The sequence below is a fragment of the Paraclostridium sp. MRS3W1 genome, assembly GCF_032465715.1.
GTDB classification, from domain to species: Bacteria; Bacillota; Clostridia; order Peptostreptococcales; family Peptostreptococcaceae; genus Paraclostridium; species Paraclostridium dentum.
Genome location: NZ_JAWDJM010000066.1, coordinates 1 through 13,926, shown reverse-complemented (window position 1 = coordinate 13,926; position 13,926 = coordinate 1). Strand labels below are relative to the sequence as shown.

Here is a 13,926-nt window from a genome sequence, read left to right as displayed (position 1 = left end):
ATTCAATACATATAAAGTTGAACAGTAATAATCTACTTAAAGTTTTTTGATTTTCTAACGTTGATTGATCTGTAACCTCTTTATTTCTCATAAACTGATATGGAATTAATACTGTTATTATTGGAGTTAGATATAATATATTAGATTCAAATATAGAATAGATTAAACTAAATATTAAAATAAACGATTTTGCTCTTCTTATTGAACTCCCTTGTCTCATTTTACACCACCTCTTTAACCTTCATAATTGTATAACTTTATAAATTGTTTTATACTAAAATAATATTAATATCATATCATATTTTATGCAAAAAATAAATTTAAATTTATAAAGAAAAAGGATAAAGTTTAACTTTATCCTTTTTTATAAATTAATTTTGCTTTTGTAATAAATCTTTTATATCTCTAAGTAGTAAAACCTCTTCAGAAATTTTTTCAGCCTTTTCTTCTTCAATAGCAAGTTCTTCCTTAAGAGTTGCATTTTTTAGTTTCATTAATCCCTTTATAAATATAAATATACAAAACGATATTATTATAAAGTTAACTGTTGTTTGTATGAAATTCCCTAAGTTTAAAGTAACAGCTGGGGATTTGCCAACAGCTTCTTTTAATATAATTTTATATTCAGAAAAGTTTATACCTCCAGTTAACATTCCAACCACAGGCATTATAATATCATTTACTAATGATGTAACTATTTTAGAAAATGCACCTCCGACAACAACCCCGACAGCAAGATCTATTACATTTCCTTTAACTGCAAATTCTCTAAATTCATTTAATATTTTTCTCATAAATTGTTCTCCTTTGATTATATAATTACCGATTACCAAAATTAAATACCCTGATATTTATTGTTTAAAACATAAAACTCACTTTACCTAAGCATAAAAAAAGACTTTAAAATGCACTTATATAATTTAATAAATACATTAAAAAGCCTTTTAAACTTTTATCTCATTAAGTTTTCTATATCTTCTATTTCAATAGGTATATCATTTGATAGATTTGTACACCCAAAATCAGTAATTAGTAAATCATCTTCTAGTCTTATGCCAATCCCCTCTTCTTCTATATAAAGTCCCGGCTCATTAGTTATCACAGATCCAACCTCAAGTTTTGAATCACTTATCCAAACATCATGTGTATCTAATCCTAATGAATGACCAATTGAATGGAAGTAATATTTTTCAATTTCTTCTTCTTTTGATATAAGACCTATATCTATACATCCCTTTGATAAAGATTTTTTTGCAATATCATTTAAATCTCTTAACGTAATTCCAGGTTTCGCTGCTTTCTCAACCTCTTTCATGCAATTTAAAACAATTGAATAAATTTGCTTTTGGCGTTCTGTAAACTTTCCATTAATAGGTATTGTTCTAGAAATATCTGAACAATAATAATTGTATTCTGCTCCTAAATCAAATAAAATCAAATCTCCATCTGTGCAATCTTGATTATTATCTTCATAATGAAGAACAGTTGCATTTTTACCCGCAGCACAAATAGTATTAAATGCATGTGCAGAAGCTCCTAATCGTTTTATTTCAAAGTCAAAATATGACTCTACCTCATATTCTTTCATGTTAGGTTTTATATTTTTAGCCATAGAAATAATACCTTCTTTAGTTATAGATATGGCTTTTTTTATAGTCTTTATTTCATCTTCATTTTTTATCATTCTCAAACTAACAATTTGAGAATATATATTTTTAATTTTTATATATGGATATTTAATTTTTATTAAATTTGCCATATCTTGAGCCTTTGTTGATGGAATGTCTATTGATTGTCTTTCTAAATCAAAATATATGTTTTTTATTCCTCTTCTATCAATGTAGGATGAAATAGTACTTTCAAATTCATCAATGTATTTTATATTTTTAACCTTGCTTATCTTTCTAGCTTCATCTTTATTTATAGATCGTCCTACCCACTTGGCCATAAGCTCATCTTCTCTTTGTACATATACATTTTCTATAACTTCTGTTTCTGTTTTTAATATAGTTAATATAACTTTTTTGTCATCTATTCCCGTTAAATAATAAAAATTTCTATTTGGTGTAAATTTATATTGTTGGTCGGCACTTCTAAAAGGAGCATCTCCTGCAAATAATATAAGTAAAGATTCTTCTTTCATTTTTTTAATAAGATTTTTACGATTTAAATCAAACATAAAACTCTCCCCCTTAATAGCTATATTCAATTTAATTATATCAGTTTCTAATTGTATTTAACTTTAATAGTATAAAAAAATCCAAAAACAAAAACTAACCTGATAGTCAAGTTAGTTTTATTTTGAATTTTTTACTATATTCTTATATCCTATATATGTAGTGTAAAAATATGCAAAATATACCACTACAAAAATAATAAATGTACTTATTAACGTGTATTTAATATCTGGATTATACAATAATTCAATAAAAGTATATATAACCTTTATGCCTATAATGGAGTGTATAAACGCAAGTGATATTGGTAATCCAAAATAGATAAGCGTCTGGATAAATATAGTTTTATTAATCATCTTTTCATTAGCTCCTAAACGCTCTATAGCTTTATATCTTTCTATACTATCACTAGCTTCTGATAGTTGTTGAATTGCTAAAATCGCCATACTAGAAATTAAAAATATTATACCTAAATACATTTCTATAAATAATACAATTGTAACTGAACCTTTGTTATTTAGGTATATTTCCTGTTTAGTGTCTCCATTTAAAAATCCAGCCTTCTTATAGTCTGTTTTACCTTCTTTAAATGAATCGAGTAATGATTGGTATTTCTTTTCTGACTTTTCGTTATTTTTAGTAAACTTTACATTTAAATTAGAAGTCCTACTTTTTGCATTTGCCACTATATTATCATTAACTACTAATGTCAACATATTATTGAGATAGGGTGAAGATTTAAGAGATTCTTCAAATATTTCTCCATTCTTAATTTTGTACTCTTTATTGTATAAGTTAATTTTTTTGTTTTTTTCAAAATTTTTATTAAGTATATCTAAAATCATTCTATTATTAGAGCTTAGTATAACCTCATTTGATTTTAATGATATAGCATTTTCACCTTTTAATTTTCTAATATTATTGTAGTCTGAAATCTTTATCAGATCTATATTATAAAAATCAAATTCGTCACTTAAAATATATTTATTAACTAAATCTTTTTTGTCAATTAAATTTTTTAATTTTACTCCAGAGTCATATATGTCGAAATATACATATTTTTCGTTATCATCAAACTTAAAATTAACAGCATTTAAAGACTCCTCTACAGTTTTTACATAATCATCCCCATATAAAGATATGCTCACATCAAAAGGAGTAGACTCAATTAAAATTCTTTCTGAAGCATTTTTAAAACCTATACCAGTGGAAAGCATTACTATAGTTAAAAACAGCATTAAGCATATAACCGAAATAGATAAAAAATTAGTGTTAATTTTGCTATTTAATTGTTTAATTATAAATATATTTAAATTTTTAAAATATATTTTTTTATTCTTTTTAGTTATATATAAAAATACTCCAGCTAAGCTATAAAAAAATAAAAATGTACCTAAAATACCAAACCCTATAATCTTTAAAACAATGTAATTTGTAATTTCATTTGGTACTAGATCAATAACTGATTTGTAACTTGTTAATAAAAGACATGCACTTATCAAAAAAGTAATTACGTATACAATAGGGTTTTTAAATTTTATATTTTCAACTTTCTTATTAGCATTAACTAAATCTATTATTTTGTATCTTGAAATTGTGATAACATTAAATATCATAACTATTAAAAATATTATTCCAAAGTAAACTATAGTCTTTTGAATAGCACTTGAAGAAATTATAAATTTGTATTTACTCATATCAACTTCAAATAATTTAGATGCAAAAGCGGATAGTCCTTGACTTAATACAAGTCCTATTAATAGACCTACTACTAAAGAAAGTACACCTACTATTATTGTCTCTGTAACTATTACTTGTGAAATTTTTAAATTACTCATTCCTAACGTTCTGTATATACCCAATTCTTTTTTTCTTTTTTTTATTAAAAAATTGTTAGCATATAGTATCAAACCACCCAATATAAATGATACAAAAATAGAGATAATTTCCATCGAATTAATTAGTAAATCAATGTAACTTTCTTTAGATTTACTTAAATCAAGTATAGCTTGTTGTGATTCGATGGAGTTAAAACTATAAAATATACTTACAGCAAGTACCATAGTTAAAAAGTATATTCTATAAATTTTAAAACTTTTCCTAACATTTTCAAACGCCAGTTTAAAATACATTTTCATCTCCTCCAAGCAAGGTGATTACATCTATTATCCTATTAAAAAAAACTTTCCTGCTATCATTTCCACGAATTACTTCATTAAAGATTTCACCATCTTTTATAAACAATATTCTATTTGCATAGCTTGCTGTAAAAGCGTCATGGGTAACCATCAAAATAGTAGTGTTGAATTCTTGGTTTAATTTTTCAAATCTTTCAAGTAACAACCTGGAAGCTTTCGAATCTAAAGCACCTGTTGGCTCATCAGCTAAAACTAATGAGGGATTTGTGACAATAGCTCTCGCTGAGGCAACCCTTTGTTTTTGTCCACCCGATATTTGATAAGGATACTTATCCAAAATATTATTTATTTCAAGGTATTTAGCAACTTCCCTAACTTTACTATCTATTGTAGATGTTTTTTCACCTTTAATAGTAAGTGCTAATGCTATATTTTCGTATGCAGTTAATGTATCTAAAAGGTTAAAATCTTGAAATATAAACCCTAGCTCTGTCTGTCTAAATTTATCTAGCTTTCTTATTTTTAGCTTTGTAATATCTTGATCATTTATTATAACGCTTCCACTTGATACATTGTCGATTGTAGATATACAATTTAAAAGCGTAGTTTTACCACTTCCGCTAGGGCCCATTATACCTATAAATTCACCTTCACTCACACTAAAGCTTATATTATCAATTGCTTTATTTATAGTGTCTCTATTTCCATAATACTTTTCGATGTTTTTTACTTCTAATATATTTTTCATGTCTACCTCCTAACGAAACTCATATTCTTATTTTACACTTTTTTTAAAATAAAAGCCTTATAGTAAGCAAAAAATAAACTTACATTTTGGTAATACTTAGAATACAGTTTCTATTTTTTAGGAATGGAAAGAGTAAAAGTGCTTCCTTCTCCATATTTAGATACGGCAGATATTTTCCCGTTTAAATTAGATACTAATACTTTAGCAATTGATAAACCTATACCAGATCCATCTCTATTAGATTCTCTTTGAGAACTAGCCCTAAAAAATCGATTAAAAATTTGTAACAGATCTTCATTTTTAATACCTATCCCAGTATCTAATACATCAATTATTATATTTGTATTTTCATCATATATAGTAACTTTTATTATATCTTCATTATTTGTGTATTTTATAGCATTATCAATAAGTATTATTAATATTTGTTTTAACTTCTCCTTATCACTAAATATAATTTTGTCTTTTGATTTATATTCAAACTCCAGCTTTTTATGTTGTAATTCGCATATATCTTCATATTGTTCAGTTATATCATATACCATAGATTTTAAATCAACCTCAGATTTATTTATAGTTACGATAGCATCTTCTTTTGTAAGTTTTAGTAAATCAGAAACTAATTTATTAAGACGTCTCACTTCTTTCATAACAATTGTTAAATTTTTCATCTCATCTTCAACGCTATTACTTGGCCTTTTTATTATACTTTCAATTTTAGAAAAAATTATGGTAAGTGGAGTTCTTAATTCATGAGAAGCATCCTGTACAAATAAAGCCTGTGTTTTCCAAGATTCCTCTATTGGTTCTAAAGATTTTCTAGTTAAAAATTTGCTTGCAATAAATATAACTGCACAAGCTATAACCGCCGAAATTATAAGCACATGTCTAAGCTTAGCTAAAAGTCCCTCTTCAATATCCACTAGTTTGATTATCTCAATAGTATATGGACCACTTACTTTTTTAAACTCTCTGAAGCTTGAACCTTCATACTCATAAGAAATTATACCTTCCTTTAACTTTTTACTTTTTTCATATGGTTTCATGTAGTTAGTAATATCGTATGGATATGACTTAATGATTGTCCCATTTTCCCACACATATACTAAGCTTCCTTTTGACATCATATGAATATCATCCCTATTAGGAATTGGATTTCTTTCACCATGAATTAAATCATTTTCAGTTTTTTGCATTTGCATTTGTAGGTCTTTATCAACTCCATTATAAGTTAAATCATAAAAAAACTTATATATAAATAAAGCAAATACTATAAAGACGATACCTACAACTATCATATTTATTGTAATTAATCTTTTTCTTGTATTTTTTAATATATTTTTATTCATCATCAAATATATATCCTATTCCTCTTTTGGTTTTTATATATTTATTATATCCTTTACACGCTAAATTTTTTCTAAGACCACTTATATGAACCTCTACTATTTCCAGTGGAATATCACATTCAATTCCCCAAATCCTATCATATATTTGTTCCTTTAATAAAACTTGACCTTTATTCATTAAAAAGTATTCCAAAATATCATATTGTTTCTTGTATAGTTCTATTTCCTCTCCATCTATATATACTTTTCTAGAATTTAAATTTATCTTTAAGCTTTTAAATTCTAATATATTTTCGCTAGATATTGCTCCTGTGGTTCTAAGAATTGCGTAAACTCTAGCTATTAATTCCTCCATATAAAATGGTTTTGTTATATAGTCATTTGCCCCTATTGAAAATGCTCCAACTTTATCATCTAACTCTTCTTTTGCTGTTAGCATTATAACTGGCGTCTTAACGCCTTGATTTCTTAATGACTTTAATATTTCTATTCCGCTTAAATCAGGTAACATTATATCTAAAATTATAATATCATATATATTTCTCTCTATATTATACAAAGCTTCTTCTCCGTTATTAAAAACCTCAACATTAAAATTGTTTTGATTTGATAATTCTTCTTTTATAGTATCTGCCAAAATAACATTATCTTCCACCAATAAAATTCTCATTAATTGTCCTCCTAAGTTTATATCAATATAGTAATTATATACGCTTTACCTTTAATTAAACTTAAAGTTTTTTGTTTATTATTAATTTATATAACATAAATAAAGATAAAAGGACTACATAAATTTGTAGTCCTTTTATCTTTATTTTAAAATCCAATAATACTAACTATAATTAATAAAACTAATAATACACAAAGCCACTGACTTTTTTTATTTGCCATATTAAATGTCCAACCAGCACCAATCCTTTTTTCAACCATAAATGATGGGTCTTCTTTGTTATAATATATAAATCCATAAATCCATTTTTCATCATCACTTTCTATTATATATGAATTTTTATTTTTAGACTTCAATGTAGATATCATTATCATAATATATATTAAATAAATTATAGATATCATAGGTAAAAATATACTTATAAAAAATATTAACGTTGGTATATTACCTCCACTAACTAGTGACCATTGCATAGGTATTATAGTTAATTGTATACTTAAAGTTAATATCCAAAATGCGTAACCCATTTTGCTTAAATATTTTAAAGCTTTTTTTCTAATCTCTTCTTTATTTTCAGTATCTATATAACTTCTAGATCCTATAGTTTCAATTGTTAAATAACTAAACATTAAAACCATTGCTATATCTAAAATATTTAGCATAAAAACATTTTTAAATGTTTTTGGAGCAAATTTATCTGGTTTACCTTCTATTCCCCAATGAGTTGGGATAGTTTCCGGTAGACTATTATAATTAAATACAACATATGCAAATGTTATTAAAGATATTAGTATACATATACCAAATAAAATTTTAAATTTATTCTTAACTTTAGATTTTTCACTTATAAATTTAGTATCTATAGACATAGTTTTTGCATTTGTATCTTTAACCTTATGACTACTAGATGTAGTCAATAATTTACTTTTTAAGTGAATTACATCTATATAGCTAGATCTTAAATAATAAAAATCTAGTATTAAATACAATATTAAGATAAATGTCAATGTTATATCCTCATTAAGATTAAATACTTGATGCCCTAGTAATGCAAGGATTACTAATACTACTAAAGTAATATTTAATTTCTTTTTATAACTTCTGTCAATTTTCTTTTTATCAATTTCTTCTAGCTCTATATTTTTAACGTATACTCCATAAAAATAATTTTTACCACTTAAAGCCTGAACATAAAGCATTAATAGATGAATGATTACTATTGTTGGAATCATCACAATAAAAATTGCTAAATTTCCCATTATTTTTTCACCCCATATTTTTCAAAATAATTTTCACATAAGTCTATAAACTCGCTTTTATCTATCCCTTTTAAATAACTCTCTGCTACTAAAAGTTCTATTTGATCTTTAATTTGATTAAAATTGTTAATATCCTTATCTATAGGAAGATTATTAATCACTGCACCTTTTCTTCTATCAATACTTATATATCCTTCATCTTTTAAAAGATTATATGCCTTACTCACAGTGTGCAGGTTTATTCCAATTTCATCAGCCAAACTTCTAACAGACGGAAGAGACTCATAAATTTCTAATTCTCCATTTGCAATTGATTTTATAACTTCTTCTCGTATTTGTATATAAATAGGCTTATCACTATTAAAATCTAAGTTTAATATCAAGTTGTCACATCCTTTCATATTTTTAGATATATATTCTATCTGTTATATAAACAATATAACAGATAGAATATGAACGTGCAATATTTTTCTAAAAAAATAAACTAACAAAATAAGAATAACATCCTCACTTTATTAGTTTATTTTCTAAAGGTATCTTTCGCCTAGAGGGAATACTAATCTTACAGTCGTTCCTTCATCTAATTTTGAATCTAATTCAATATTAAGTCCTAATTTATTGCATAATTTTTTACATACATACAAACCTATCCCTGTTGATTTAGAATATGTACGTCCATTTTCTCCTGTAAATCCTTTTTCAAAAACTCTGCAAATATCTCGTTCACAAATGCCTACACCATTATCAACTATATTTAGCACAATATTATTCTTATTCAATACACAGTCTAAATTTATACTAGGATTTTCATTCTTCGAATATTTTATAGAGTTAACCACAATTTGATTTATTATAAACTCAACCCATTTAGGGTCACTATAAACTGTATGATCTATATTTCCTATATTGATAGTAATCTTTTTATTAATACAAGACCTAGCATTTTTTCTTATTACTTTTCTAATAGAGTTTTCTAGGCTAAAAGATTTAACAATATAATCTTTATTTACATTATTACTTCTTGAATAATATAAAACTTGTTCAACATAATCTTCTATCTTTTGAAGTTCCTCTTTTATATAGCCAGGAATCGTATCTGAATTATTTTCTACAAAGAGCATCGTAGAAGCTATAGGTGTTTTTATTTCATGAACCCAAGTTTCAATATACTCTTTATAATCGTTTTGCATATTTTTATAATAATTAACATTATCTCTCATTGATTTATTAGTTTCTTTTAATATATCATAAATTAAATATTCATTTAGATTTTTTGGTTTTTCTATAACTTCTGATAGTAAAAACTTTTTATCTAAATTTTCACATATACTAATTACATTATCAAAATATTTTTTCTTTCTTCTAAAATCAATAATCATGTATGATAAAAATGGACCTACCCATATAACAATTAATAAGAAGATAAGTTGATAACTAACATTTGATGCTAATAACCCTATAGATAATATAAATATTATCATAAAGTTTATTATTAAAAAAATTAAATTATCTTTTATATAATCAACTAGTTTCATCTTAATATATATCCTAATCCTCTTCTAGTTTCTATATAGTCTTTTAAATCTAATTCTTCTAATTTTTTTCTTATTCTTGTCATATTTACAGATAGAGTATTATCATCTATATAAACATCTGAATTCCACATATAATTCATTAAATCGTCCCTTGATACTATTTTTTCTTTATTTTTCATAAGGTGAGCTAAGATTTTTATTTCATTTTTACTCAACTCAACACTTTGCCCAAAAGCAGTTATTGTACCTTTAGATAAATCCAAACTTAAATCTTTATAAACCAGTACATCTGAACTAACATCTGTGTAAGTTCTTTTAAGAACGGCACTTATTCTAGCTAGAAGTATTTGAGTATTGTATGGTTTAGTTATAAAATCATCTGCACCTAAGTTCATACTCATAAGCTCATCTATTTCACTATCCCTACTAGTTACTATTATTATAGGTATATTTAGTGTTTTTCTTACCTCTCTACATATATGGAATCCATCATATACAGGAAGATTTATATCTAGTAATATAAGTTCTGGTCTTTCTTTTTCTATATCTTCTAATATATTTTCGAAATTTTCACAAGCAATTACATTATATCCATATCTTGTAAGTAATGATTTTAACTCTTCTCTTATAATTTGAGAGTCTTCTATTATCATTAGTTTATTCATTTATAGCCTCCTTAAACTGTTCTTTCTTAATAGTTTATCATTTATAGAACTATTATTAAAGTATTACATTTTTTTATGTACATTACAAATAATTTAATTTTCTGAATATTCTTTTGTTTTCTATCATAATTATAAATATCTCAATTAAAAAACTTTACTTCATTTTAACTTTATAAAGGCAAGAATACACAGTACAAAACTATGTATTCTTGCCTTATTTTTTATTTTTCAAATTTACTATTGTTATGAAAACCTTTTTATAATATAATGTAATCATAAATATGAAAATTTTTTTCATTAATTAATAATTTCTAAAAATAATTTCTAATAAGGAGGATATTATGTTCAAACAGCTTCAAAAAATCGGAAAATCATTTATGCTTCCAATCGCAATATTGCCTGCAGCCGGCTTATTGTTAGGAATTGGAGGTGCTCTATCTAATCCTAACACTGTACAAGCATATCCATTTTTAGATATCGCTTGGTTACAAGGTATATTTAAAATAATGTCATCTGCTGGAGATGTTATATTCAGTAATTTAGCTCTTATAATGTGTATAGGTCTTTCAGTTGGACTTGCAAAAAAAGATAAAGGGACTGCTGCATTAGCAGGTGCGGTTGCTTTTCTTGTAATGAACGCTTCTATTAAAGGAATGATTGGAGCATTTAATCCATCGGTAGAATCTATCGACACAGGAGTAGTTGGTTCTATAGTAATAGGTTCATTAGTTGCATATTTACACAATAGATATCACAATATTCAGCTTCCAGCAGTTTTAGGTTTCTTTGGAGGATCAAGGTTTGTACCTATAATTTCTTCATTTGCTGCTATTGGAATAGGTGCATTATTCTTTTTAATTTGGCCTACTTTCCAAGGTTGGTTAGTTAATATTGGAAATGGAATAGCTACATTAGGCCCAATAGGAACATTCCTTTATGGATTCTTATTAAGATTGACTGGTGCAGTTGGATTGCATCATATGATTTACCCATTATTCTGGTATACAGAATTAGGTGGAGTTGCTCAAGTTGCAGGAAAAACTGTAACTGGTGCTCAAAATATCTTCTTTGCACAATTAGCTGATCCAAATCATGTTGGATTATTCACAGAAGGTACAAGATTTTTTGCTGGACGTTTCGCAACAATGATGTTTGGTTTACCTGCTGCATGTTTAGCTATGTATCATTGTGTTCCTAAAGACAAAAGAAAAACAGTTGCTGGATTATTTTTAGGTGCAGCGATTACATCATTTATAACAGGTATAACAGAACCAATTGAGTTTATGTTCCTATTTGTAGCACCTTGGCTATATGTAGTACATGCAATTTTTGATGGGTTATCATTTTTCTTAGCAGATATACTAAATATATCTATAGGTAATACATTCTCTGGAGGTTTAATAGATTTCTCTCTATTTGGAGTATTACAAGGAAATGAAAAAACTAATTGGATTTATGTAATATTTATAGGTATTTTATGGGCTATTTTATATTATGTAACGTTCAGATTTTTAATCACTAAATTCAATGTTCCTACTCCTGGTAGAGAGCCTGATAGCGAAGAAGTTAAAGTTATCACTAAAGATTCTATGAACGAACTGGCTACTGAAATACTAGCCGCATTAGGTGGTAAAGAAAATTTAGATGATGTTGATGCATGCATAACTAGATTGAGGGTTGCAGTAAAAGATGTAAGCAAAGTAGATAAAAACAAGATCAAATCTTTAGGAGCTACTGCTGTTCTTGAAGTTAAAGGTGGCGTGCAAGCTATCTTTGGTGCAAAGGCAGATCCTCTAAAACAAAAAATTAATGAAATTATAGATAAAGAATAATATTTAAGGAGATAACAAAATGAATAAAGGATTAATAGTATCATGTCAAGCATTACCAGATGAACCACTATATAGCTCATTCATAATGGGTAAAATGGCTTTAGCTGCAAAAGAAGGTGGTGCTGTAGGAATACGAGCTAATACCGTGGCGGATATTAAAGCAATAAAAGCCGAAGTTAATTTACCTATAATAGGAATTATAAAACAAGATTATGATAATATGATTCCATATATTACGCCTACTATGAAAGAAATTGATGCTTTGGTTGAAGAAAATATACATGTAATAGCATTAGATGCTACAATAAACCAAAGTGAAAATTTCCTTAAGGAAGTTTTAAATAAATACCCTAATCAAAAATTTATGGCTGATATATCAACTATAGAAGAAGGGTTGAGAGCTGAAAGTTTAGGATTTCAATTCGTAGGAACCACATTAGTTGGATATACAGAACAATCTAAAAATATGAATAATTTTGAAGTACTCTCTACATTAATTGAAAAATGTAAAATTCCAGTTATAGCAGAAGGTAACTTTGATACTCCTGAAAAAGCTAGAAAAGCGTTAGAAATGGGAGCTTATTCTGTAGTAGTTGGAAGTGCTATCACAAGACCTCAACTTATAACTAAGAGATTTGCTGAAGAAGTTAATAAAGCATTATAAAAATACTTATATAAAGAGATAGAAATCTATTAGATTTCTATCTCTTTTTTTAAAATAGTGATATTATATATGTATATTACTGTTTTTGGAGGGTTTTAATTGAATATTATATGCGAGATACAACAAAAGTATAATAACTTTTCTGATAAGGAAAAAGATATTGCTGACTATATTTTGAATCAGTCTGATATGATAAAAAATATAAACATTACTGAATTGGCAAAACTAATAGGGACTTCGGGATCTACAATTACTAGATTTTCTAAAAAAATTGGTTGCGATAGCTTTGTTGATATGAAAATGAAGATTAATTCCAGCACTTCTGATAATGAAGCTGCAGATAGTGATAATATATTTTCGAATGTATATATACACTATAATGAAGTAATAGAAAGAACAAATTCACTTATAGATAAGTCTGCTATATTCAATATAGTTGAAGAAATCAAAAATGCTAATAAAATATATCTGTACGGAGTTGGTAGCTCTGGTTTAACTGCTACTGAAATGATGCAACGATTAATTAGGATGGGTTTTAACATACACTGTATATCTGACTCTCATATGATGATTATTAACAGTTCAATAGCGTGTCCTGGGGACCTTGTTTTAGGTCTATCTATATCAGGAGAAACAAAGGAAGTTGTAAATGCTTTAAAGGTCTCCAAAAAAAATGGAGCAAAAACAGCTTGTATTACTAGCTTTGATAAAAGCTCTATAACTGAGTTTTCTGATATAATTTTAAAAGTGTATAACACACGTTTTACAGGTATGCATAAATTTATTAATTCTCAGTTTTCTACAATGTATCTTCTAGACTTAATTTCTACAGTATTACTAGAAGATCAAAAACTAGAAGAAAAAATGCAAATAACAATTGATGCAATAA

Annotated in this window: 14 protein-coding genes; 3 read left to right on the top strand and 11 right to left on the bottom strand. The window is 26.3% G+C overall.

Annotated elements, in window-relative coordinates; translation table 11 throughout:
- From RWY47_RS04995 to RWY47_RS04945, 11 genes are all read right to left on the bottom strand, one after another.
- On the bottom strand, positions 1 to 220 hold a 220-nt coding region (locus RWY47_RS04995), incomplete at its 3' end, for a hypothetical protein (RefSeq protein WP_316030261.1).
- A 151-nt stretch (positions 221 to 371) separates the two neighbouring features.
- Positions 372 to 794 (bottom strand): large-conductance mechanosensitive channel protein MscL, encoded by a 423-nt coding sequence (gene mscL, locus RWY47_RS04990; RefSeq protein ID WP_021431262.1) that lies wholly within the window; start codon positions 792 to 794, stop codon positions 372 to 374.
- Positions 795 to 952: 158 nt separating this feature from the next.
- Entirely contained in the window at positions 953 to 2,179 is a 1,227-nt protein-coding gene (locus RWY47_RS04985) for an aminopeptidase P family protein (RefSeq protein ID WP_021431263.1), read from the bottom strand.
- Between the two features lie 117 nt (positions 2,180 to 2,296).
- Positions 2,297 to 4,309, bottom strand: a complete 2,013-nt coding sequence (locus RWY47_RS04980; RefSeq protein WP_224170307.1) for an FtsX-like permease family protein — start codon at positions 4,307 to 4,309, stop codon at positions 2,297 to 2,299.
- Positions 4,299 to 5,063, bottom strand: coding sequence for an ABC transporter ATP-binding protein (locus tag RWY47_RS04975; protein WP_224170306.1), 765 nt, complete (start codon positions 5,061 to 5,063; stop codon positions 4,299 to 4,301). Before RWY47_RS04975 ends, RWY47_RS04980 begins: the two co-directional genes overlap by 11 nt.
- Before the next feature lie 110 nt (positions 5,064 to 5,173).
- Positions 5,174 to 6,415, bottom strand: a complete 1,242-nt coding sequence (locus RWY47_RS04970; RefSeq protein WP_316030260.1) for a sensor histidine kinase — start codon at positions 6,413 to 6,415, stop codon at positions 5,174 to 5,176.
- Positions 6,405 to 7,082, bottom strand: a complete 678-nt coding sequence (locus tag RWY47_RS04965; protein WP_150885436.1) for a response regulator transcription factor — start codon at positions 7,080 to 7,082, stop codon at positions 6,405 to 6,407. The genes RWY47_RS04970 and RWY47_RS04965 overlap by 11 nt, the downstream gene beginning before the upstream one ends.
- A 146-nt stretch (positions 7,083 to 7,228) precedes the next feature.
- Positions 7,229 to 8,341, bottom strand: coding sequence for a DUF1648 domain-containing protein (locus tag RWY47_RS04960; protein ID WP_224170304.1), 1,113 nt, complete (start codon positions 8,339 to 8,341; stop codon positions 7,229 to 7,231).
- Entirely contained in the window at positions 8,341 to 8,724 is a 384-nt protein-coding gene (locus RWY47_RS04955; RefSeq protein WP_021431269.1) for a GntR family transcriptional regulator, read from the bottom strand. The genes RWY47_RS04960 and RWY47_RS04955 overlap by 1 nt, the downstream gene beginning before the upstream one ends.
- Before the next feature lie 144 nt (positions 8,725 to 8,868).
- A complete protein-coding gene (locus RWY47_RS04950; protein WP_224170303.1) occupies positions 8,869 to 9,876 on the bottom strand; it encodes a sensor histidine kinase in 1,008 nt (335 codons plus the stop codon).
- Positions 9,873 to 10,541 carry a response regulator transcription factor gene (locus tag RWY47_RS04945; protein ID WP_021431271.1) on the bottom strand — a complete coding sequence of 223 codons (669 nt, stop codon included), beginning with the start codon at positions 10,539 to 10,541 and terminating at the stop codon, positions 9,873 to 9,875. The genes RWY47_RS04950 and RWY47_RS04945 overlap by 4 nt, the downstream gene beginning before the upstream one ends.
- 341 nt (positions 10,542 to 10,882) lie before the next feature.
- On the opposite strand from RWY47_RS04945, the gene RWY47_RS04940 reads away from it, so the two are divergent.
- The 3 genes from RWY47_RS04940 to RWY47_RS04930 all read left to right on the top strand — a co-directional run.
- Complete coding sequence (locus tag RWY47_RS04940; protein ID WP_021431272.1) at positions 10,883 to 12,373, top strand: PTS transporter subunit EIIC; 1,491 nt, start codon at positions 10,883 to 10,885, stop codon at positions 12,371 to 12,373.
- 19 nt (positions 12,374 to 12,392) lie between these two features.
- Positions 12,393 to 13,037 (top strand): N-acetylmannosamine-6-phosphate 2-epimerase, encoded by a 645-nt coding sequence (locus tag RWY47_RS04935; RefSeq protein ID WP_021431273.1) that lies wholly within the window; start codon positions 12,393 to 12,395, stop codon positions 13,035 to 13,037.
- A 99-nt stretch (positions 13,038 to 13,136) separates the two neighbouring features.
- The coding region (locus RWY47_RS04930; protein ID WP_316030259.1) for a MurR/RpiR family transcriptional regulator at positions 13,137 to 13,926 on the top strand (790 nt) is incomplete at its 3' end.